Annotated in this window: 21 protein-coding genes; 3 read left to right on the forward strand and 18 right to left on the reverse strand. The window is 39.2% G+C overall.

From position 1 onward, the window contains the following. Window positions 1–37 precede the first annotated feature (37 nt). From L1068_RS15130 to L1068_RS15160, 7 genes are all read right to left on the reverse strand, one after another. On the reverse strand, window positions 38–3,079 hold the full coding sequence (locus L1068_RS15130; RefSeq protein ID WP_237130924.1) for an efflux RND transporter permease subunit: 3,042 nt from the start codon (window positions 3,077–3,079) through the stop codon (window positions 38–40). A 2-nt stretch (window positions 3,080–3,081) separates the two neighbouring features. Next, window positions 3,082–4,200: an efflux RND transporter periplasmic adaptor subunit gene (locus L1068_RS15135; protein ID WP_237130925.1), complete on the reverse strand. Its 1,119-nt coding sequence runs from the start codon at window positions 4,198–4,200 to the stop codon at window positions 3,082–3,084. Window positions 4,201–4,218: 18 nt separating this feature from the next. Then, window positions 4,219–5,784, reverse strand: coding sequence for a TolC family protein (locus tag L1068_RS15140; RefSeq protein ID WP_237130926.1), 1,566 nt, complete (start codon window positions 5,782–5,784; stop codon window positions 4,219–4,221). A gap of 178 nt (window positions 5,785–5,962) precedes the next feature. Next, window positions 5,963–6,343 (reverse strand): antibiotic biosynthesis monooxygenase family protein, encoded by a 381-nt coding sequence (locus L1068_RS15145; RefSeq protein ID WP_237130927.1) that lies wholly within the window; start codon window positions 6,341–6,343, stop codon window positions 5,963–5,965. A 60-nt stretch (window positions 6,344–6,403) separates the two neighbouring features. Further along, a complete protein-coding gene (locus L1068_RS15150) occupies window positions 6,404–6,949 on the reverse strand; it encodes a cytochrome b/b6 domain-containing protein (protein WP_237130928.1) in 546 nt (181 codons plus the stop codon). Next, window positions 6,949–7,290 carry a c-type cytochrome gene (locus L1068_RS15155; RefSeq protein ID WP_237130929.1) on the reverse strand — a complete coding sequence of 114 codons (342 nt, stop codon included), beginning with the start codon at window positions 7,288–7,290 and terminating at the stop codon, window positions 6,949–6,951. The genes L1068_RS15150 and L1068_RS15155 overlap by 1 nt, the downstream gene beginning before the upstream one ends. Next, a complete protein-coding gene (locus L1068_RS15160; protein WP_237130930.1) occupies window positions 7,277–7,747 on the reverse strand; it encodes a hypothetical protein in 471 nt (156 codons plus the stop codon). Before L1068_RS15160 ends, L1068_RS15155 begins: the two co-directional genes overlap by 14 nt. A gap of 76 nt (window positions 7,748–7,823) precedes the next feature. Between L1068_RS15160 and L1068_RS15165 the strand changes: the two genes are divergently transcribed. The 3 genes from L1068_RS15165 (at window position 7,824) to L1068_RS15175 (ending at window position 9,714) form a co-directional block, all read left to right on the forward strand. Beyond that, entirely contained in the window at window positions 7,824–8,270 is a 447-nt protein-coding gene (locus L1068_RS15165; protein ID WP_237130931.1) for a helix-turn-helix domain-containing protein, read from the forward strand. An 88-nt stretch (window positions 8,271–8,358) separates the two neighbouring features. Beyond that, window positions 8,359–8,799, forward strand: coding sequence for a MarR family transcriptional regulator (locus tag L1068_RS15170; RefSeq protein WP_237130932.1), 441 nt, complete (start codon window positions 8,359–8,361; stop codon window positions 8,797–8,799). A 525-nt stretch (window positions 8,800–9,324) separates the two neighbouring features. Next, entirely contained in the window at window positions 9,325–9,714 is a 390-nt protein-coding gene (locus L1068_RS15175; RefSeq protein ID WP_237130933.1) for a hypothetical protein, read from the forward strand. Here the strand turns inward: L1068_RS15175 and L1068_RS15180 are convergent. The 11 genes from L1068_RS15180 to L1068_RS15230 form a co-directional block, all read right to left on the reverse strand. After that, window positions 9,704–10,390: a response regulator transcription factor gene (locus L1068_RS15180; RefSeq protein WP_105170412.1), complete on the reverse strand. Its 687-nt coding sequence runs from the start codon at window positions 10,388–10,390 to the stop codon at window positions 9,704–9,706. The two genes, L1068_RS15175 and L1068_RS15180, sit on opposite strands and share 11 nt — an antisense overlap. Window positions 10,391–10,401: 11 nt before the next feature. Then, window positions 10,402–11,802: a hypothetical protein gene (locus L1068_RS15185; protein WP_237130934.1), complete on the reverse strand. Its 1,401-nt coding sequence runs from the start codon at window positions 11,800–11,802 to the stop codon at window positions 10,402–10,404. Continuing rightward, window positions 11,789–12,175: a hypothetical protein gene (locus L1068_RS15190; RefSeq protein ID WP_237130935.1), complete on the reverse strand. Its 387-nt coding sequence runs from the start codon at window positions 12,173–12,175 to the stop codon at window positions 11,789–11,791. The genes L1068_RS15185 and L1068_RS15190 overlap by 14 nt, the downstream gene beginning before the upstream one ends. Further along, on the reverse strand, window positions 12,175–13,722 hold the full coding sequence (locus L1068_RS15195; RefSeq protein ID WP_237130936.1) for an ATP-binding protein: 1,548 nt from the start codon (window positions 13,720–13,722) through the stop codon (window positions 12,175–12,177). The genes L1068_RS15190 and L1068_RS15195 overlap by 1 nt, the downstream gene beginning before the upstream one ends. A 54-nt stretch (window positions 13,723–13,776) precedes the next feature. Continuing rightward, window positions 13,777–14,178: a hypothetical protein gene (locus L1068_RS15200; protein WP_237130937.1), complete on the reverse strand. Its 402-nt coding sequence runs from the start codon at window positions 14,176–14,178 to the stop codon at window positions 13,777–13,779. A gap of 48 nt (window positions 14,179–14,226) precedes the next feature. Beyond that, the gene (locus L1068_RS15205; protein ID WP_237130938.1) at window positions 14,227–16,188 is read right to left on the reverse strand and encodes a trypsin-like serine protease; all 1,962 of its coding nucleotides are present in this window, start codon (window positions 16,186–16,188) and stop codon (window positions 14,227–14,229) included. A gap of 114 nt (window positions 16,189–16,302) precedes the next feature. After that, window positions 16,303–17,058, reverse strand: a complete 756-nt coding sequence (locus L1068_RS15210; RefSeq protein WP_237130939.1) for a glycosyltransferase family 25 protein — start codon at window positions 17,056–17,058, stop codon at window positions 16,303–16,305. A 60-nt stretch (window positions 17,059–17,118) separates the two neighbouring features. Further along, entirely contained in the window at window positions 17,119–18,294 is a 1,176-nt protein-coding gene (locus tag L1068_RS15215) for a mandelate racemase/muconate lactonizing enzyme family protein (RefSeq protein WP_237130940.1), read from the reverse strand. Between the two features lie 119 nt (window positions 18,295–18,413). Then, window positions 18,414–19,181 (reverse strand): class II aldolase/adducin family protein, encoded by a 768-nt coding sequence (locus L1068_RS15220; RefSeq protein ID WP_237130941.1) that lies wholly within the window; start codon window positions 19,179–19,181, stop codon window positions 18,414–18,416. Window positions 19,182–19,327: 146 nt separating this feature from the next. Further along, on the reverse strand, window positions 19,328–21,490 hold the full coding sequence (locus L1068_RS15225) for a prolyl oligopeptidase family serine peptidase (RefSeq protein ID WP_237130942.1): 2,163 nt from the start codon (window positions 21,488–21,490) through the stop codon (window positions 19,328–19,330). A 212-nt stretch (window positions 21,491–21,702) separates the two neighbouring features. After that, window positions 21,703–21,867 (reverse strand): hypothetical protein, encoded by a 165-nt coding sequence (locus L1068_RS15230; protein ID WP_237130943.1) that lies wholly within the window; start codon window positions 21,865–21,867, stop codon window positions 21,703–21,705. Between the last annotated feature and the right edge of the window lie 301 nt (window positions 21,868–22,168).

A 22,168-nucleotide genomic window follows, 5' to 3' on the forward strand; every position in this document is an offset into this window, starting at 1 on the left:
AATAAAGTAATTTACGTTAGCCACTTGATACTCACTATTATGCGGGCTTGGTTTTATAAAATAGAGAATAAAGCACTGGCAATAGAATCATAGTGAGTAAAGTACCAAATGATAGTCCTGCCATAATTGCTACTGCTAAGCCTTGCCAAAACAAGTCGGGGACTAAAGGAATTACCCCTAATACTGTTGTTGCTGCGGCTAAAAATACAGGTCTGACACGAGAAACAGCAGCATCAATGATGGCCTGATGTGGTGATTTTCCGTCAGCCTTTTCTATATTGATTTGGTCAACTAATACAATGGCATTTTTTATCATCATGCCAGATAAGCTCATCACGCCGAGTAAGGTCACAAAACCAAACGCTGCACCACTAATTTGCAGGCCAGGCGAAACACCTATCATAACAAATGGAATTAACAGCATGATCACTACCATAGGGCGAAGCTCATTAAACAAGGCAACCAAAATAAATAAAATAATTGCCAAGGCAGGAATAACTCCTGGAATTAATGATGCTTGTGAATCAATGGTACTTTTATGCTCGCCAAACCATTCTAAGCGATATCCTTTGGGCAATTCAATTTGGCTAAACTCTTCTAATACAGAGGCTCTTAGTGCTGCAACTGTTACATTAACTGGCGTTGCTTGAACTGTAATTGCTCTATGACGGTTATATCGCCATATTGTTGGATTTACCCACTCGGTGGCTATACCGTCGGTAACTTGGCCTAACGGTACGGATATTGACTGGTTTACCGGTTCAATTTGCAGCGTTTCTAAACTATTGATACTTCTTTCATCAATATTTTCTCTTACTATAATAGGTAATAAGCTGTCATCTCGACGGTAAGTACCAATAGCGAAGCCGTCATAATAACGCTTCGTGGTATTGGCAAGATCAGAGCGAGAAATACCCGTACGACGGCCTTTCACTTGATTGTATTCAGGCACGACATCTAAGACTTGCTGACGCCAGTCGGTAGAGACTTCTTTAGCAAGCGGTGATTTATGCAATATCCCCATACCTTTTGCTGCTAAATCTCTTAATACTTGAGGGTCTGCATCTGCTGGACCAATAAATCTCGCTTCAAATTCCCAAGTTAATGCAGGACCTACGGTGTATTTTCTGATCCGAGTCATGGCATCAGGTATATTCTCACCTAACCATAATTGCAGGTCATCTATAACATCTGCCATGTCATCAAATTCATGAACATTGACAATAAGTTGCCCGTAGGAAGAGTTAGGTTTTTCAGGATCTACAGGTAAGTAGAAGCGTGGTGAGCCTTGACCGATAAATGCAGAAACTGTTTGCACTCGCTCGTCTGCAACCAAATAGTCTTCAATAGGAATCATACCTTCCGAAGTCGTTTGCACTCGTGTACCTTGTGGGCTCCAGTAATCAACCATAAACTTTGTCATGGCTGAACTTGGGAAGAATATTTGCTTTACATTACCAAATGTTCCTAAAGCGACGGCTAAAAGCGCAACCATACTTAAGGCGGTGAGCAGACGCTTTTGTAAAGAAAACTCTAATATGCGGCGAAAGCCAGATAGCAGTTTACCTTCAGAGTGGCTCTCCTGCCCGTCATTATGCAGCATATACATGCATTGTAACGGTGTTATGGTCAATGATATGACCCAACTCACCATCAATGATATAGCAACAACAATAAATAAGGCGCGACAATACTCTCCAGCACCTTCTACAGAGGCAAAGATAGGGTAAAAGGCCATAACGGCAATAATTGTTGCGCCAAGTAGAGCCATTGAGGGGCCTTTAGCTGCTTCAACAGCGGCTTTTTTCTTATCTAAACCTTTTTGTATTTTAACCACATAGCCTTCGGCGACAACAATAGCATTATCTACCATCATACCTAACGCTATGATTAGCGCTCCTAATGACATTCGATGTAAATCAATACCAAAAACTGCCATCAGGATAAACGTGCCTAAAATGGTTAATGTTAATGCAGTACCAATAACGATACCCATTTTCCACCCCATAGCAATGGTGAGAACTACTAAAACGATGGCAACGGCCTGCATAAAGTTAATTAAAAAAGACTGTACAGATTCATCTACCGCACTTGGCTGCCAATGAATAGGTATCATTTCTACACCTACAGGCAACCGCTCTTTAACTGCTTCGAGTTTTTGTGATACGCGTTCGCCCATTTCTACGACATTGGTACCTTCAATAGGAGATATGGATAGTACAATGGCATCTCTGCCGTTAAGACGCATTGTCGCCGTAGAGGGTTCAACATAGCCTTCACTGATAGTGCCGATGTCGCTGATACGGATAAATTCACTGATATTGTCACGCGATTGACCGTGAACTAATAAATTGCCAATATCTTGTGGTGTTTGGAAACTACCTGAAGGCTGAACATTTAAGCGGTATCCACCTGACTCAATGTGCCCCGCATCTACAATAAGATTTTGATTACTTAATAAGGTGGTAATTGATGCACTTGATAACCCTAAGCTGGCCAATTTACTTTCTGATACGTCAATGTAAATTGCTGCTTGCTGGTCGCCCCATAAGCTAACACGAGCAACGCCTTCAACTAAGCTGACTTCTTTTTGAACTAATTTAACGTAATCGTGAACTTCGGTGTTATTGTAGCCATCACCGATAACCCCAACCATTAGCCCATATACAGCGCCAAAATCATCAATCACTTGAGAGGTGCCTGCACCTTTAGGTAACTCCGCTTGAACATCACTGACTTGACGACGTAATTTATCCCAGATTTGTGGTAACCTGTCGGCCCAATACTCGGCTTTAATTGATACAGTAATAAGAGAAGAGCCAGCCATTGATCGTGAGTGTAATGAATCGAGCTCAGGCATTTCTTGCAATGCATTTTCAATGCGATCAGTGACTTCTTGTTCTACCTCTGTTGGGGTTGCACCGTAATAAGGTGTCATGATTAACGCATTTTTAACGGTAAATTCAGGATCTTCCAATTGTCCTAATGAAAAAAAGCTAAATATCCCAGCTACCGTTAGCAAAATAACACTAAATAAGGTTACAACCTTATTTTTGATAACAAATTCAGTGAGATCCATAGTTACTTTCCTTCACTTTCTAGTAGACGAACCTTTTGCCCTTCAATTAAAAAATGTACGCCTGCCGTTGCTATCCAATCGCCAGACTTCAGTCCTTGGGTAATGGTGACTCCTTGGTCGATCAAATGGCCTTTTTGTACTTCGTGCTTGGTTACAGTGTTCGAGTCTTGGTTATATAGCCATACATAAGTGGTTGTTGAGTCTGTTGAACTAAATATTGATTTTAATGGGACGATAACGGGTTGATTGCCATCAGTAGAGCGAATTACGTCACCTGTTGCGTTACCTGACATACCCGGAAGAATATCAATACCAGCAGGTGGTTCCATAATGATTCGTACTTGGAATGTACGCGTTGACTGTGATGCTTCGTTACTGACTTCCTTGATTTTTGCCGGTATGGTGACGTTAGGAAAGGCGTCAAATGTTGCTCGGATGTTTTGCACATAAGGTAAATTTGAAATCAGGTTTTCAGGAATACTGACGTCCATTTCGATTTTAGACATATCGACTAAACGGAAAATAGTAGCGCTGGCATTAATGTCTTGAAAGTTATCAACAAAACGCTGAACTATTACGCCATCAAAAGGTGCTTTTAATGTGGTATAGCTTAATTTATCTTCCGCTGCATTTAACAGGGCTTCTGATGAGGCGTGGGTCGCCTGTGCTTGCTCAAACGTTGCTTGTCGAAGATCAATTGTAGATTGACTAACAGCACCAGGATCAGTTTTTTGAATACGTATAACCCTTTCATATTCAACTTTTGCATTTTTTAGTAGCGCTTTTGCGTTTGCTAACCCTGCTTTGGCATTAGCCACCTCAACTTCAAAATCTCTTTTGTCTAGTACGGCTAATATATCTCCTACACGTACTTCTTGGCCCACTTTTATTGGCATTTTATCAAGTGTGCCTGAAACGCGGAAAGAGAGATCAACTTCTTGTGTTGCTTTTGCGACACCAGGAAAATTTTTTCCTGCAATTTTTTCGGCTGAGCCAATTTGCATTGCTTTAATTGGCCGTATCACTTCGACCAGCTGTTGTTGTTCAGGTTGGCATGCTGTTAACACGCCAATGGCTATCAAGGTGGTAAAACAACGGTTGGTGGTTGGGGTAAATTTCATACTGTGCTCCGAAAAACTCTAGTTGTATTTGGTTGTAGTTTGGTTGTACAGATGGTCACCCCATTCTGTTCTTTGTTTCATTTGCGACATGGTTTCTTCTTTTAAGAAAATAGGATTAGCTAACTCCCATCCGCCCCCCATTGCTTTGTATAGCGATATAACGTCTAAGGCTATTTGACCTTTAGCTTGTGTTTGACTTTGTTTAACATTGACCAATTGGCGCAAAGAGTCGAGTACTGATTGATAATCAGTAGCGCCATCTTTGTATTGTTGCATTGAGAGTTTCGACGCTCTGCTATAAGCGAGTGAACTTTGTGCAAGAGCTTTTTCTTGCTCTTTCGCTTTTTCTAGTGAATATAAAGCGTCTTCGGTTTCCTTTATCGCAGAAAGAACTTTCATTTTGTATGACTCAATTGCTTGTTGAAGTCGCATGTCAGTGGCGAGTACATTATTGTCAATTCGGTCGAAATTAAAAATATCCCACGAAATGCCAAAGCCTCCTGTATATTGACGAGCCGCTGAACTGAAAAGGTCGCTACCGGAACTCCCCAAGCTTCCTCCAGCTAAGGTAGAAATCCCGGTTGTAACCGACAAACCTAAACTTCCTGTCAGTGAAAAAGACGGATAATAGTCAGCTTTTGCAACTCCAACATCTGCCGTTTTCATTTTTGCCACATACTCCGAAGCTCGAATATCTGGTCTACGCCTAATTAAATCTATAGGTATACCTGTATTAATTTCAGAACCGTATTGGGGTATCGAAGGAGGTGAGCTTAGGATTGGTAGTACATTTGATCTATATGTTCCTAATAAAACTGCAAGAGCGGACTGTTTTTTAAATAGATCCAGCTCTAACGCCGGTAATTGAGAACGAGTCTCGTAAACCAATGCTTGAGCTTGACGCAAGTCTAATTCAGTTCTTCCTCCATTGTTAAACCAAACCTCTGCAATTTCGAGAGAGCGTTTTTGTAGTTCAATATTTTCAGCTAGCAATTGGATGCGTAACTCTAAGGTTCTTATGCTAATATAGGTACTTGCCACTTCAGCAGTTATCGAGATATACATATCACCATAATTAGCTTTCAATGAATTATAACTAGCTTCGGCAGATTCTCTTTGACGTAGCAATTTCCCCCAAAAATCAATTTCCCAACTGCTATCGATCCCCAATGAAAACATCTCTTCATTGTCTAATGGCTGGGGTGAAGCATGTTCGCTTTGCTTAGTTGTTAAAGCATTGCCACTAAGGTTTGTTCTGGGCATATTATTGGATTGAGTAACACCTAATATCGCTCTGGCTTCTAAAATTCTTAACAGTGAGTCACGTAAACTTAGGTTTTCTTTATGAGAAAGGTTAATTAATTTTTCTAGAGAAGGATCATTAAAATTTTTCCACCAGTGCTTATTGATTGCAACGGATGAATTAGTTGAGTTTGATTTAAGTTCCCATTTTTCTGGTACTTCTATTTCTATTGGCTCGAAGTTTGGTCCAACTGTTGTGCAACCTGCCAAAATCGCAACAAATGAAGAGTAGAGTCCTTTCTTTAATATACTTTTTGAGTTTTTTGATAAGTAGAAAGCCATTCCCAATTCCTATTTAATTACTTTCAACGATCTTTGTTTTTAATACCCTTATTTGTCTGTATACAGCTAGTCAAACATTGAGCATAACATTCATGTTTTTCGAAACTTATTTGATGATGAACAGAGGTCTTATCTTTCACATTCATCATCAAAAATCGCTTATTCAATATATTGAATATCAAGGAGTCACTGTTCCCGTGCACAGGTTTTCAACCGCAACTGTTTCAAACAAATGAGGCGAAGCGACTGCTGAAGATGGATAAGCTTTTAAAGTATTTTGAAATTCAGGGTGTGTGAATGCATTTCTAAAGTGCTCGACTGACTCCCAAACTGCGTAGTTGATAAATACTGTACTGCCAGCGATACCTCTGTGTAATTGCGTAGATATGTATCCTGGTTGTTTTTTCATCCAATTCGCATCATTTTCCCATGCCTTAATTAACGCTTGCGTATCTTCTTTTGCTACGTCAAAAAGATTTATAAGAACCACCTGCGATTGGTCTGTCGCGAGTTGCTGCATAATAGAGATGTTTTCATCTAAAGGCTTAATTTCGACCATTGCTTTCTCCTAATATCGACTTTTAATTACGTGTTTTGAGCTTCAAATGAAGTTGGTTTGCTATTCATCAGAAGATAAGTTTTTATTTCTGTGGAACCACATTCGCGACATGAGTCCATCTTTTAAAATAAAGTGGTGAAAGAGCGCAGCGATTGTGTGTACTAAAATAAGAATGGCTAACAATGATGTCAGTACACCGTGAGCACGCCTTGCGGGCAGTTCATTTATATAATCCGGGATTGTTTCTCCATACTGAATGACCTCCCACATATTGGTTTGTAAGGCCATTCCTATTCCCGTTAGTACAATTAAAAAAACTAAAAGATATAGAGCTCGATGCGTCAATGTAGCGAGTTTATTCATTACAGGAGTCGATTCGCTGCCTTGAATGGGTGCTATAGGGTCTGATGTAATTTTTACGATTAGCCTGATAACAAATAACCCTCCAATGAATATGCCTGCCAACATATGTACTTTGACACGATCGACTTTCAAGTCGAGGTCATTAGATAGCGATGCTATGTCATTTCCCATAAATAAAGCCGCAAGAATTGCCGGAACTAAAAGCCAATGAAGTAAAACGAGCAAATTAGAATGTGCTTTCATTATTTATTGCCTTTTTCATCAACTTGGCGAAGCATGTAGTCAATAGCTCCAATTATTTCTTCGTCAGAGCACTTTTTACATCCTCCTTTCGTTTTATGCTCGTCAGTTCCTAGCAGAACAATACTTCGCATTTCTTCATAAGAATGCTTTGCCAAGTATTCTTGCCAGGCCTTCTTATCTTTAATGCTTGGAGCGCCAGACATGAATCCTTTGAATCCATCTGTGTGGCAAGATTTACAAACTTTTTCAAAGGTTTCGTTCTCAGAATGAGCGGTAGATGACAACAACACGAAAGTTGATGCCATAGAGATACTCAATAAACTGGCTTTAATTTGACGCATGGTTTTCTCTCTTTTTGTCAGTTAGTTTCTTACCATCTTTAATGTTCAAAAACATTAAACTGGCATTAGTAGCGCCAATGAGTAATTCAATAAATTGAATCGCAACAAATGTTGCATCATATACACCTGTTGAAGCTCTATAATTCAAAAATATCGCTGCTGGCACTAATATGAATAAACCGTTAACGGCGATGAAAGGCATTCTTTTCTTCTTTTTATCAATAATTCTTCCTTTTTTATTTTTTCCCATAAGGAAGCCTGTAGCTCCTGCACAAGCTATTGCAGGAACTAAGATAAACAGTCCAGGAAAAACTATTAGTGATTTAACTAACTCTATCGAATTAGTGGAGCCTGTTAGCTCAACAACTAAAGTAGAAATGAAAAAAGTGGTTACGCATAGAAAAGCAGTTACCGCAGCAATTCTATGGATTCTTGAAACTATCTGTATATTCATCATAATAATCCACATTGACAACATGATGTCAACTATAGGATAATGACAATATACTGTCAAACTCTTTATGGAACAATTTATGAAAGAGTCACCGGAAGATATCTTTACGAAAATTGTGTTAGAGATTTTCAAAGTAAGTGGAATGCTAAACAGCGAAGGAGACATGATGGCTGAGGAGTTTGGTTTAAGCAGTGCTAGATGGAAAATTATGGGGGCTATTGCTCAAGCTGATCACCTACTAACAGTCTCTGAGATTGCTAGAACGGTTGGTCAATCGCGTCAGGCGACTCAGCGGCTTGTTGATGCACTCAAGAATGGGTCACTTATTGAGCTGGAGGAAAACCCAAATCATAAGAGAGCGAAGTTCGTTATTCTAACGAAAGAAGGAGAGCTGGTATTTTGGAAGTTATGGCATAAACAGCTTCCATGGGCAGCGTCAGGAGCTAACGCGCTAACAAAAGTAGAACTATATTCGACACTTTCTGCTATGAAAAAGCTTTCAACTTATTTTAGTAATAACAAGTAAATTCATATACAAATTAACACTACTCAGTAGAGGTGTAGCGATGTAAAATAGTTAAAGATTAGCTATTGAATTTAGGAAGAGTAATACCATGAAACACAGCCCTGAAGGTGCATTATTAACAAGTATTATTCTAGATATCTTTAGGTTAAATGGTTTGTTAATCCAAGAAGGAGATAAGCTTGTAAAAGAGCTTGGGTTAACGAGTGCTCGTTGGAAAGTATTAGGTGCTCTTTCGTCTTCTAATGTACCGCTAACTGTTTCAGACATCGCCAGAAATATGGGTCAATCTAGGCAATCTGTTCAAAGGCTTGCTAACGAAATGACAGAAGAAGGATTGTTAGTTAATTTTGATAACCCAAATGATAAAAGAGCAAAACTTTATTCATTAGCAGAAAGCGGAGTTAAGTCATTTGCCGAAGCAATGGAAAAACAAAGTATTTGGGCAAATAAACTAGTAGTAGATATTCCAGAGAAAGAACTAGAAAATACGTCAAACCTTTTGCAAAAGATAACTTTAAAATTGGATTAAAAATAAAGAGTGGTAGTGAACAAAGTCATTGTCACTTTCATTTTTACTCTGATTTTTGTCAATAACGCTAAAGTTGACTCTACCTCTTCAATCGAAAACTCATCAGCTAAGCTATTGACCCAAATCGCCTGTTCATTATCGATTTTAACCATTGTTTCCCGGCCAAGTTTCGTAAGTTCTAGTAAAGGAGCTATTTTATGATCTATGTTTTTTCTAGTGAAACTAAGTTCAACTTAACCAAGTCATTTACAATTCTTTGAACACCTTGTCTTGCTAATCCCATTCGTCTAGCTACCTGCGCAACTGTTAAATATAGTGTCAGTTAAGACTTTGCCTTTCTTAGATCTATTCATAGCTTTCTTAAATCAGTTTAATTAAAATTCTTCAACTACAGCTTTTTTAACACATATATAGTGCTAAATGCCTATTTTCAAACAAAATCTAACACATTAGAAAATGAACTGGCATGCCTTAATTATTAATTAGTCTATAGTTAATTGAAAATAGCAGTGATATAGGATAGATATGGTACATTTGGCTCATGGAAGCTCAAATCTTACAGCCGAAAACAATATTTTAGTTCTCGAGCTAAAAGAGAGTTTTAACAAAGAAGGAGTGCAACTAGTCCATAGTAAAATCTCTTCATTTATTGAAGAAAATTCTCCAACTAATTGGGGACTTATTATTTTTTTGGATAAAGACACCTTGCTCACTATGGACGCAATCGAAGATACTTCTGAGTTTTTTGTTTGGTGTCAAAAGCTACAGTGCAAGAAAGTTGCATATGTTTCAATTAGTCCTGTTCAGACAAGTGTAACAGACTTAATTTTCAAAAATATTAATCTAGAACGAGGCTTTTTCGAGGATATAAATGATGCTAAAAGCTGGATTTTATCAAATGAAATTAGCCAGTAAATAAATAGCCTTTAGAGCGCACAGTTTTAATGATGCTTGGCTGATTTGGGTCGCTTTCTAACTTACTGCGAATCGATGAAATATAAATATCTACCTGGCGATTTTGACCATCATAATCAATGCCCCACAGCGTTTTGAAGATGGTATCTCGCGTTATCACTTCACCACTATGCTCCACCAGCAAAAGCAATAAATCATACTCGGGAGCCGCGAATTCCAGTACGCGATCTCGCTTTTTAACTTCACGCTTATGCTTATTGATAGTGATATCGTTAAATGAAATGCCCTGCTCTTTCGTTACTTCAGCATTCACTTCTCGGCGCAATAAGGCGCGACACTTTGCTAATAATAAACGCGGCTCGATTGGCTTAGAAATATAGTCGTCAGCACCAAATTCTAAACCCAGCACCTGATCAATGGTGTCACCTCGCGCAGTTAACATAGCTACTTTACCAGTGTAAGCTGGTTTTATTTGTTGGAATACTTGCATACCATCGATATCTGGCAGCATTAAATCCAGTAATACTAAATCTGGTTGCTCGGCAATAATCTGTTGTACTGCGGTTTGTCCTTCGCTTATCACAGTACAATTAAACTCGAACTGCTGAAAAAACGACTGTGTTAAACTCGCCAACTCCGCATCATCTTCAACAATTATCAGATTATATTTTTCCATTTAATGCCACTTTAAAATTCGAAGTTAAATCCTAGCTTTGCTCGTACTGTATTACTTTGCACACCCCAGTAAATATCTGACGAACGCTCGCCCCAATCTGCTGAAACAAAAACTGAGAGCTGTTGATTAATTTGATAATCAACTTTAGAACCAATACGTAAGCTTTTATCAATGGTTGCCAGTTCGCTATTTTCATCCAACCCGTAAGCTTCGATTAAATCACTTTTACTGTAATCTTGCTGAAAAAAGTTCACATAACCCGCAACACTCCATTTATCATCTAACTGATAAACTAACGCAGTTTTTAAAATAGCACCTAAATAATTAAGCCCATCGCTTGCGTCATTGCTCTTTAATTCAAATTGTACTTTAGCTAACAATTGATTGTTGTAAAAAAGTTTATTCCATTCAACACCAGCCGCCCAAGACTTATTATCAAAGCCATAATTGGTATATGAAAAGTCCCCAAACTGCACTTCTATGGTTTTAAAACTTCTATCCATGTACTGACCATACATGTACCACTCACTACTTTTTGAAAACAGACGGTAGCCTAATGTTAATGCAGTCGATGTAATTTGTGGCTCGCCACCTCTAAACTGATTTCGCTGTTCAAATTGCAAGGCGATTTCTTTATCGCTTGCCAGCGGCCATGCTAGTTCTGAATCAAGTTTAAATAGCAGTTTATCGTAATCACTAAAATCAGCATTATCGATATTACGGATCAGCAGATTGTTTTTCCAATTTACCTGCTCGCTCAAATAGCTGTAATTTATAATGGCTGCCGATTCAACAAACATTGAATTTGGCTTTTCAAGAAACGGGGAAATGTCTATACCTAGTTCTTCGGGCATCACAATTTCGCCATCCAAACTATACAAATAGCCTTTTTGAGAAATAAAATATTCTTTGCCATTAGGTAATACAAAGTAAAAACTATCTAAGTACGGATCATCATCTAAAAAATAGTCTCCAAAGCTAAAGCGAACGTTGTCATCGTATCCGGTAGCAAGTGTGCTAATAAGTCCCCACTGGCTTTTTGATGGTTCAACCTCGGCAAGCTGCGATTTAGCGTTAATCTCGTTAAGCATAATATCGATATTAAAGCGCACGTTTTCAGGCAATTCAGTCACTTGTTTTAAACTTAATAAGTGTTCTTTTGCCACGTCGAATTTGCCCAATTGCATTTGCGTTAATGCTAACTCTAAACGCACGCGGTGCTGCATCGGATTTTGCGATAACTGATAGCTAAGTAGTGTTTCAGCTTCAAGCCATTCACCGCGCTCATTGTGCAGCATTGCTTGCTCAAACGCACTAAGCGGCTGATTTTTATCACTTGCAAAACACGGATTAATAATCTGTGCCAATAATAGGTGAGCAATCGCAAACTTAAATAATTTAATAGTCTTCATCGCTTTCAATCTCTTGTTTTACTTTTTCTTCAAGCGCCTTGAGTTCTTGCTTCATTTTCTTGATGTCTTTTCGCTTTTTATTTTTATCTGTGCGCGTTTTCGGCGTGCTTGAAACGCCACTTGTATCATTAAGTAAGTTACTTTTATCTAACTCACTGATCGCATTTTGTAATTTGCCTTTAATGCCAACACCATAACGCTGCTGAGGTTGAAATTTTTTATCCCAATCACCCCAGTCAATTGCATTTTTACTGTCGCTTTGCGGTTTAAGCGCTTTGTTACTCGGTGTATTTTTCGGCTCTTTTTTAGGCGGTTGCGCAGCAAATACGGTAGATGCATTAAGCAGGCATAAAAGGAAAAATAGCGTTCTCATTATTCACTCCCGTTAGGCTGAAAATGAATGCTAAAGTGAGCGCCCACTTGCGTATCAATCAAGCTGATATAGGCATCATGTTGTGATGCAATTTGCTGTACTATAGCCAAACCCAATCCATAACCGGAAGTTTTATTACTGCGGCTTTGATCTTGTTGGTAAAACGGCTCAAAGATGTGCTGTTTACTTTGCTCATCAACACCGGGGCCATCATCAATTACATCTAACACAATATTTTGCTGATGATTTGTTAGTTGAACCGTTACCGATTCTTTTGCAAAGCGCGCGGCATTATTAAGTAAATTTTCGAGCATGCGTGTAAAAAGCTGTTTATTGATTTTGAGCGCATACTCTTGCTGTGCTTGAAAGGTAAATTCAATGTGAGGAAAGACTATTTGCATTCCTTGCACAATTGCGAGCACAAACGAATTTAACGCGACATTTTCTTTAACTATTGCTTTGTTATCAGTGAGCTTTTCGTAACTAAGTAAGTCACTTATTAATAAGTTAAGCTGATTTAGGTCAGCTTTAGTTTGTGCGATTAAGGCGTTATCGACACCCAATTGAATATTTAATGTTTCGAGCCTAAATTGCGCTTTTGATAAAGGGGTTCGTAAGTCATGAGATACAGCGCGCAACATTTGGTGTTTTTGCTCAATTAAGCGTGTGATCCGCAGTGCCATTTGATCGATTTTCCAAGTTAACTGGTTAATCACATCAAGGTTTTGTGGTATTTCTTCCGCTTGTATTAGCTCAGGTTCGATAGCATCTACTTTATCTTGAATATACGTTAATCGTTTAACCAACAAGCGGATGATAAATAATATCACCACGGCTAATACACTCAGCACGGCAATAAATCCTGAGATTAATAACCAGTGGGGATATTGTTCAAATACTTTAATTGTGCCTAATTTAAGTAAATCTTGAGAGTTACCCCAAGGCGCATAAATATCAAACGATAAGCTGCTATCAAATTCAGTTTGCCAAACAATGACCATTTCACCACGCGCTAAACGCTCTAATTGTTCACTATCGAGCAATTGGCTCGCCTCATTAACCCGGTTAATCGGGTAGTGAAATTGATTGCTGATGGTATCAAATGCCGCTTGGCGCTGTTGCGTACTGTATAAGCCAATTTCATTAAGTAATAAAAATGCTGTGCCAGTGGCAATTTGCTCACTCACGCCATTTAAATGCATGGTTAATAAATGAGTGTCGTTAATTGGATATTCAACAATGTAACCATTATTGGCTTGAACATTGGTAGAGATACTGACTTTATTTAGATTCGGTGGTTTATCGACTAAAGTCAGCGATACATTCATAAGCGATGCAACTAACTCGAGCCAACGTTCACGGTTTGCAGTGTTAGTTTGTCGATTAATACCCTGCTTGAGTAGGTACAAGGTGCCGGAAAGTTGCTCAGCCAAATGCTGCTGGTAACGGTATTGGTTCACCGAAGAAAATACAAGGTAGGAAAGCAGTAAGACCAAGCTTACTGCTAAAATAACCGAACCATAAATACGTAAAAATAACGTCTGCAAATGATCTCCTAACGATACCAGCAGGGTAAAATACTAACTAAAATTGCTCTATTGCTATCCTTGTTTACGTGTACGTTTGGCCGCTTTTTGCGCTTCACTGTCATAGCGCGGATTTAAAACTTTAATTAAATCAATTGAATCTATCGCCTCAGGTAACTTAAAGGTTACAGGATATGCTCTTGGCATTGCACGGCAAAGATCTGCTTTATTGCGCTTTAGTGCGAACTCGTACACACCTTTGGCTTCTTGCTGTAATAATTCAAAATCGTCTTTGCTTGTGCAACCTGTTGATTTTACCACAAACGAAATATACTCGGCCTTAGCATTAAAGCTGTATATTTTTTCTAGATTATTGAGCTCTTGTTCAGTCATTGTTTCAGATAATGCCGTGCTACTACACGCTGATGTAAATAGCGTCATTAATAATGCAGAAAAAGTGATATGTAATTGCTTCATAATATAGTCAAGCCAGCTAAACTAGCTGGCTTCTCCAAATTTAAATATTTACGCTAATTTTCGACGCGCTGCGAAAGCAAAACCAGCTAATAACAACATAATACCTGTGCTACCGCTACTACGCTTAGGCTTTTTATTAATTGTAACCTGAACCGTTTTACTGCTATTTGCACCAAATTGGTCAGTCACTGTTACTTTGAATGTAAGCGATTTAGCATCTTTGTATGCTGGTGCCGTAAGGTTAATAACTGCTTTTGTCGCATCTGCAATGGCAATAGTTCCTTCGATCACTTCCCACTTATAAGTTAGTGAGTCACCTTCTGCATCACTGCTCTCGCTGGCATCAAGTACAAAACCTTTCGCTTCTTCCACTGTGATTGTGGCTTGTTTAACTTTGCTTTGTGGCGCAGTATTTTTAAGTACTGTCGACACTTCGTCAATATATGCTTTATCGTCACCTACCTCATCAAAGTCCGTTTCATCCTTGGCATAAATAATCGCGATACGATCCACACCTTCTGTTAACGTCACTTCTTGTGCTGTGAATTCTGTATTATCAACACCTGATGCTCGTAAAATTACTTGATTGTTGTGACGAACCGTTAAAAAGTCCCAATCAGTCTCTGACGACACTAAATGCTTAAAGTTAAACTTCTCAACACGGTCGTTATCAATCGTTGCAAGTAAAACACTTTGTTGAAAGTGAGTGATATCTCCGCTTGCCATTGCAGAGTCACCTTGCGATGCTTTATTTGTTTGCGCTTGCCACGCTAAATCACCACCACTCCACCATTTAACACGATCATTATTGCTACCAACGATTTCATTCATATTCGCAGACTCTTGCTCAAGTACATTCGCGCCGTAGAAAATAATCGCTTCTTTGTTAATTGCATCGTTTGTGGTCACTCTTAACGCAAAGCCCGCATTGCCCGGTGCATTTGTTTTAACACGTACTTTGATATCACAATTTTGTTCAAACGATAGTGTTTTTCCGTCACATAAGTTTTGTTCAACCTCAGCTAATTCAACCCCTTCTGCGCCAACAACTGCTGCATTGGTCACCATAAAATTATCGCTGCCAACGTTTTTAATATTAAATGTCGCTTGCTCGTTGAAAGTTTGCTCAACAAAACCTTGGCGGTTTATTTGTTTGTATGAAACGCCTGACTTTTTCGCTTCAACCCAATCGTTATAGTTTGCAACACGTGCATATACACCTGGTGCATTTGGCGCTGCACAGCCATTACCAAAGCTTACTACACCTGCTTGATACCACTGTTCTTCATGTTTAAAGATAAGCGGGCCGCCACTATCACCCTGACACGAATCTTTGCCACCCTCAACAAAACCAGCACAGATCATATTATCCGTAATGCCGGTCTCTCCGTCTTGAGTGTAATCGGCAATACATTGTTCACGGTTATAAAGTGGCACTTTTACTTCTTGTAAAATTTCTGGATACTCTGGAGCAGCTTCACTGTTAGGGTTCATATTACCCCAGCCCATAACAGTCAATTCAGAGCCATCTTTTAAAATCGCTTCAATCTCTGGCGTCATTAACTTGATTGGCGTAACGCCCGTTACTTCTTCTGTAAGCTCAATAATTGCAATATCGTTATTAAGACCTATGTCACCGTAGTTTTCATGTTCATAAATTTGAGCAACACTAACACGCTTACCAGACTCAGGTTTAGTTGTATCATACCCGCCAATCCAAACGTGCATGTTTTCAGCGGCAGAACCTTCAATACAATGCGATGCAGTTAGTACGTATCGACCACCAATAAATGACGCACCACAAAATGGCGAGATACCCTCAGCGTGTGCAGAAATAAGTGAGGTCATAAACGGGTAATCACCTTGAGTAGCAGGCTTACCGTTAATAATACGAGGTGTGTTTTGGTTAAATGATTTTAGCTTAACTAAATTGACTTTCTCTGCAGCTACAACTGGCATATTAAATACTGCCAAACCTGCAAGTGCGAAAGGTAACGCAACTTTTTTCATAACATTTCCTATACTTTTCATCATGTCTTGAAACTGATTAGAAACCTTTTTGCAACATGACAATATTATAGAAATGTAGTTTTATGTAGGACTAACTTAAACCTAATTGAATCATTATATTAGTTCTGATAACGCAATTTTGGTTTGCTTGTAATGATTAATCCCATCCGCTAATTGTTGGTACTTTCGTCTAAAAAAGTGTTTTTTAATTACTTGGTTTTGACATGCTGCGGTAATTTCGCTACCCACTTTACCATCTTGCTCAATCATAAAAGGCATAAGCGAATAAACAGATACGCCAGTTTGCCACGTGCACTGAATTTGCGTATCAACAGGACAACCAAATTGTTCGGTAATCGCTAAAAGCTGTTTGGCAGCATTATAAGTAATTGCTTGCGCACAACAACCTGTGAGCGGCTTCTTATGAAGTACTAAGTCAAACTGTTCATTAACTTGCTTTGTTGCTTTGATAGGTCGGGTGCGATTTTGATAAGCGGCAAGTTTTAATAGTTGCCAGTCAAACTTTAGCGATTCAATGGTGCTAAATACTGCGCTGAGATCACCCGCTAGTTGAAAGTCATCTTCTAAGACAATTGCATAATGCAGCTTTTGTTCAACAATTTTTTGCCACGCCACGCGATGACTTAAGAAACAGCCAATTTCACCATAGCCAAGATTGCGGTAATACTGTTTTGAATTTAATTGCGATGAATAATGTGCTTGAATTTCAGCGTCTGTAAGTTTTGTGCCGTCAATGGCTGGGATACGTTCAAATTGAATATTTTGCGCAGCTAATCGTTCACTACTTTTTTTTAGGCGTTCGGTGCTTTTATCAAGATTAATCAGGAATACTTTAGGTTGGTTTAGCATTGTAAAAACGCCAATCTAACGGCTAGGTATTCCTGATTATAATGAGCTTAGTTTACAGTTTTATTTAATCTCAATACGTGGCGATTTCATAATCACTTCATCGTTTAGCTCAATGCCAATACCTGGTGCTTCTGATACTTCGAAGAAACCATTTTTAGGCTGCGGATCTTGAATACATAATTCGCGGTTCCACTTTTTAATTGCATAGGTGTGATGCTCATGAATTAAAAAGTTTGGAATGGCTGTTTCAAGGTGCAGTGATGCAGCAGTTGCCACAGGGCCGCCGCATACATGCGCTTGAATACGCACATCAAAAATATCCGCGTAGTCACATACTTTTTTGGTCTCAGTAAAGCCACCGCACAAACCAATATCAGGTTGTAATACATCAACACTTTGATCTTCAAGGTATGGACGTACACCCCAACGATTATATAAACGTTCTCCACCGGCAATTGGAACGGCTACTTTGTAGGCTACTTTAGCGTGCAGCGAGTGATTTAAGTAGTTCACAGGCTCTTCGTAATACATGCAATCAAACTCTTCTGCGATTTCACCTAGCTGAATTGCCGTTGTTGCACCTGGTAAGCTATGGCATTCAAAAATAATATCCACTTCGTCGCCAACCGCTTCACGAATAGCCGCCATACGTGCACGGTATAGCTTCATTTCGCCACGTGAAATAATCTTAGTGCGCTCGTAGTAAGTGTTGCCGTCTTTGTCATACATAATTGGGTCAACTTTAACCGCATCATAACCTTCAGCAATCGCTTTAAGCGCTGCTTCTGCGTATTCTTGTGGCTGCACTAGCGCTTTAAACTCATCATCCCAATCAAACTGTAATTGTGATGCATAAGTGCGCAGCTTGTCATTTACCTTACCGCCAAGTAGTTGGTATACAGGTAAGTTAAGCGCTTTACCTTTGATGTCCCAAAGTGCAGTATCAATCGCACTCATCGCAGCATAAACCACTGGGCCGCCACCTAAACCCCAAAAACTTTCGCGCAGCATGCGCGACCATAATTTTTCAGTTTGGAAAGGGTCAAAACCAATTAAAAACGCTTCAGCAAATTCTTTAATCATATTTGCTGCTGCACTGTGGCCTAGATCATAGGCAAGACCTGCTTCACCAACACCTGAGATCCCTTCATCCGTATGAATACGAACAAAAACAGGGTTCCATTGTGGACGCTCAGGACAATGGGTATCAAACACTTCGACGCGAGTTACTTTCATATTTGTTGGGCTCCTAATTATTGTTGCCAAACGTTTACTTTTTACTTTGCACTTTGCAAAGGTTTAGAGATTTAAAAAGTACTTCAAACCAGTGAAGTACTTTGATGTTTGTTTGCTAATTATTCGGTAAAGCTAGGATCAATGCGATACGCTAAACGACGCATTGCTGGCCAAGATTTTTGACCACCTGTGCTACCTGTGTGCACTTTATTTTGCTGATCTTTTACCGTATCTAAAATTTTCTGTTCAATGGCGATAAGCGGCTGATTAGTTGAAAGTGCCATCACTTGAATTTCACAGGCACGCTGTAAATCAGCCCAACGCATAAAGGCTTCGCCAATCGAAGGGCCCAAGGTTAATGCACCATGATTAGGCAGCATTAACGTATGTGCATTGCCTAAATCGGCCTGCAAACGTGCTTTTTCCTCAGCATTTACCGCGAGGCCTTCATAACCATGATAAGCAATATTACTCAATGGGAACATTGCATGCTGTGAAACAGGCTTTAAGCCACCCTCTAAGCTTGATACCACTATGGTTTCGTTGGTATGCAAGTGAATAACACATTGCGCATCGTGACGCACTTCGTGAATCGCGCTGTGAATAGTAAAACCTGCTGGGTTAATCTCAAACGGCGAGTCATCAAGAATTTCACCTTGTAAGTTTACTTTTACTAGGTTTGATGCGGTGATCTCATCAAAAGTTAAACCAAAAGCATTTACTAGGTATTCATCTTTACCAGGTAAGCGAGCTGAAATATGGGTATAAATGGTATCGTCCCAACCATAGTAATGGGCTAAACGGTAACAAGCTGCAAGGTCAACGCGTAGCTGCCATTCTTCATCTGACACTTTGCCTTTGAGGTTTATTTCAGGTAATGCAAACATGGATAAGTCCTAATTCGTTAGATGTATAGAAGTCTAAATTAGCAAGCCATAGGTGGCAATGATCTAAGCCAAAGAATTCTGAGTTTTATGCAAAAAAAAAGCGCAAAACAAGTTTGCGCTTTTTCGTGTATCAATAATAGTCCTGATTACAGTTTTTTCACACCCATGTTGTAAAGTGTAAAGCCATAAATATCAGCATATTGTTCAATGATTTTGCTTGTAGGTGTACCCGCTCCATGACCTGCATTAGTTTCAATGCGGATAAGTGTAGGGTTAGCACCTGCTTGCTTGTCTTGAAGCTCAGCTGCAAACTTAAATGAGTGCGCTGGTACTACGCGGTCATCATGATCGCCCGTTGTTACCATAGTAGCTGGGTATTCAACACCCTCTTTCACATTGTGAACTGGTGAATAGGCTTTTAGGTACTCGAACATTTCTTTGCTTTGTTCTGCTGTACCATAGTCATACGCCCAACCAGCACCCGCTGTGAATGTGTGGTAACGAAGCATATCTAATACACCTACTGCTGGTAACGCAACTTTGAATAGCTCAGGGCGCTGTGTCATAACTGCACCTACAAGTAGGCCACCATTAGAGCCACCATTTACCGCTAGCTTTTCGCTCGATGTGTAATTTTCAGCAATTAGATACTCAGCAGCAGCGATAAAGTCATCAAATACATTTTGCTTTTGTAGTTGCGTCCCCGCTTTGTGCCATTTCTTACCGTATTCACCGCCACCACGAAGGTTCGCAACCGCGTAAATACCGCCTTGCTCTAACCATGCCGCGCGCGTTGGGCTAAAGCGTGGTGTTAGGCTTACGTTAAAACCACCGTAACCGTATAAAATAGTTGGGTTAGAACCATCAAGCTTTAAGCCTTTCTTATACGTTAAGATCATCGGTACTTCTGTACCATCTTTTGACTTATAGAATACTTGCTTAGACTCAAATTGCGCAGGATCGAAGTCTGCACCTGACTTGCGGTGCACTTCGCTCTTACCAGTCTCTACATTAAACTTAAATGTTGTACCTGGTATTTTATAGTTAGTGAATGAATAGTACAGCTCTTTATCTTCTTTCTCACCGCCAAAACCACCTGCAGTACCTACGCCAGGTAGTTCGATATCACGTACAAGCTTACCGCTCTTGTCGTATTGCTGTACTTTAGAAATTGCATCAACCATGTAGCGTGCAAAAATGTAGCCACCACCCGTTGAAACGTTTAACACGTTTTCAGTTTCAGGGATTAAGTCTTTCCAGTTATCTGGTGTTGGCTTAGCAGCATCAACCGTAACAATGCGCTTATTTGGTGCATCTAGGTTAGTTACTAAATAAAGTTTAGAGCCTTCGTTCTCAATAACCTGAGTATCTGAGTTAGTGTGGTCTAAAATGGTTTCTAACTTGCTATCTGGTTTAGATAAATCTTTAATGAAAAGCTTGTTGCCCGACGTTGATACTGCAGCTGAAATCAATAAGTATTTATCGTCTTCAGTTACATAACCACCAACATAACGATGCTTCTGTGCATCTGTACCACCAAATACAACTTTGTCGTCAGCTTGCTTTGTGCCTAACTTATGGAAGTAAAGTTTGTGCTGGTCTGTTTTCGCTGACAGCTCACTGCCTTCTGGCTTATCGTAACTTGAGTAGTAAAAGCCTTCATTACCAACCCAAGAAAGACCACTAAATTTAACGTCAACTAAGGTGTCTTCAATTTGCTTCTTAGTTTCAACATCAATAATAATAACTTTGCGCCAGTCACTGCCGCCTTCAGAGATTTGATATGCTGCTAATGAACCATCTTTAGAGAAAGTAATACCCGCTAAAGAAGTTGTACCATCGTCACTGAATGTGTTTGGATCGAGGAATACTTCTGGCTCACCACCTTCAACTTGGCGATAAATAACATATTGGTTTTGTAAGCCATCATTTTTGTAAAAATAAGTGTATTTGCCTTCTTTAAATGGCGCACTTACTTTTTCGTAATCCATCAGCTTAGTTAAACGCTCTTTTAGTTTGTCGCGGTAAGGAATTTGAGAAAGGTAGTCAAACGTTACTTTATTTTGCGTTTTAACCCACTGTGCTGTCTCTTCGCTCATATCGTCTTCTAACCAACGATATGGATCAGCAACTTGCGTATCGAAGTAAGTATCTACAACTTCACCCTTCTTAGTTTCAGGATAAGTCAAAGCTGCTTGTGTTACCGTTTGCTCAGTTTTCTTTTCAACTTGAACCGATTCTTCACTTTTTTCAGCGCCACAGCCAACTAAAGCTGTGCACACAGCAAGTGCGAGTGCTTTTTTAATCATGATAATTCCCTAGAGTATATTCAACTCATTAACATATGGAATTATCAGTTTGTTGTCCAGCAAACAAGTTCAAATTAAACAATATATAAATCAATAAAGTAGATAGTTATCACATCATATTTTTACAATTATTTACTGTTAAACAGCCAATTAGAAATAAAAAAGCCAAGGCGTGAGCCTTGGCTGAAACGAGTCCCCAAACTCGCTGTACACTAATCTTTTTGGCAAGACTTGTTTTTAAGACGTTCAATATCTTGCTTGATCTGCTCTAAATAAGGATCGTTATAATCAAATTGAGAAAATGTTTCTAGACAGGCGGTATAAAAGCGAATTCTATTTTCTTCTATACCTTTAATATCTTGTTCAAAATATTCCATTTGTCAGCCTCTCCCTAGCCTTTCAATATCTTTAGTGTAATTAATCTAGATCAAAGCAAAAGCATTTAAATTCAATAACTAACTGTAACCACTTTGTAACAATTATAAAAAACAAATTAATTCAATAGATTAGAGTTTTAACTCAGGAGATTACCAAGAACAAAAAGCCGCTTTCGTTCAGCAAAGTAGGAAATATCTTACATCTAATATCGTTAAATGATTCAGGATTCAGCAATATTCTGAACTCTGTTTGCTTAATTCTAAAATTCTTTAGTGCCTAAAACGCAAAAAGCCCGCTCAA

Source organism: Pseudoalteromonas sp. MMG024, from assembly GCF_021654175.1.
Taxonomy (GTDB): domain Bacteria; phylum Pseudomonadota; class Gammaproteobacteria; order Enterobacterales; family Alteromonadaceae; genus Pseudoalteromonas.

Excerpts from the sequence above, each read along its gene's own strand:
- L1068_RS15130 (WP_237130924.1), bottom strand. The coding sequence starts at position 3,079 with ATGGATCTCACTGAATTTGTTATCAAAAATAAGGTTGTAACCTTATTT.
- L1068_RS15135 (WP_237130925.1), bottom strand. The coding sequence starts at position 4,200 with ATGAAATTTACCCCAACCACCAACCGTTGTTTTACCACCTTGATAGCC.
- L1068_RS15140 (WP_237130926.1), bottom strand. The coding sequence starts at position 5,784 with ATGGCTTTCTACTTATCAAAAAACTCAAAAAGTATATTAAAGAAAGGA.
- L1068_RS15145 (WP_237130927.1), bottom strand. The coding sequence starts at position 6,343 with ATGGTCGAAATTAAGCCTTTAGATGAAAACATCTCTATTATGCAGCAA.
- L1068_RS15150 (WP_237130928.1), bottom strand. The coding sequence starts at position 6,949 with ATGAAAGCACATTCTAATTTGCTCGTTTTACTTCATTGGCTTTTAGTT.
- L1068_RS15155 (WP_237130929.1), bottom strand. The coding sequence starts at position 7,290 with ATGCGTCAAATTAAAGCCAGTTTATTGAGTATCTCTATGGCATCAACT.
- L1068_RS15160 (WP_237130930.1), bottom strand. The coding sequence starts at position 7,747 with ATGATGAATATACAGATAGTTTCAAGAATCCATAGAATTGCTGCGGTA.
- L1068_RS15165 (WP_237130931.1), top strand. The coding sequence starts at position 7,824 with ATGAAAGAGTCACCGGAAGATATCTTTACGAAAATTGTGTTAGAGATT.
- L1068_RS15170 (WP_237130932.1), top strand. The coding sequence starts at position 8,359 with ATGAAACACAGCCCTGAAGGTGCATTATTAACAAGTATTATTCTAGAT.
- L1068_RS15175 (WP_237130933.1), top strand. The coding sequence starts at position 9,325 with ATGGTACATTTGGCTCATGGAAGCTCAAATCTTACAGCCGAAAACAAT.
- L1068_RS15180 (WP_105170412.1), bottom strand. The coding sequence starts at position 10,390 with ATGGAAAAATATAATCTGATAATTGTTGAAGATGATGCGGAGTTGGCG.
- L1068_RS15185 (WP_237130934.1), bottom strand. The coding sequence starts at position 11,802 with ATGAAGACTATTAAATTATTTAAGTTTGCGATTGCTCACCTATTATTG.
- L1068_RS15190 (WP_237130935.1), bottom strand. The coding sequence starts at position 12,175 with ATGAGAACGCTATTTTTCCTTTTATGCCTGCTTAATGCATCTACCGTA.
- L1068_RS15200 (WP_237130937.1), bottom strand. The coding sequence starts at position 14,178 with ATGAAGCAATTACATATCACTTTTTCTGCATTATTAATGACGCTATTT.
- L1068_RS15205 (WP_237130938.1), bottom strand. The coding sequence starts at position 16,188 with ATGAAAAAAGTTGCGTTACCTTTCGCACTTGCAGGTTTGGCAGTATTT.
- L1068_RS15210 (WP_237130939.1), bottom strand. The coding sequence starts at position 17,058 with ATGCTAAACCAACCTAAAGTATTCCTGATTAATCTTGATAAAAGCACC.
- L1068_RS15215 (WP_237130940.1), bottom strand. The coding sequence starts at position 18,294 with ATGAAAGTAACTCGCGTCGAAGTGTTTGATACCCATTGTCCTGAGCGT.
- L1068_RS15220 (WP_237130941.1), bottom strand. The coding sequence starts at position 19,181 with ATGTTTGCATTACCTGAAATAAACCTCAAAGGCAAAGTGTCAGATGAA.
- L1068_RS15225 (WP_237130942.1), bottom strand. The coding sequence starts at position 21,490 with ATGATTAAAAAAGCACTCGCACTTGCTGTGTGCACAGCTTTAGTTGGC.
- L1068_RS15230 (WP_237130943.1), bottom strand. The coding sequence starts at position 21,867 with ATGGAATATTTTGAACAAGATATTAAAGGTATAGAAGAAAATAGAATT.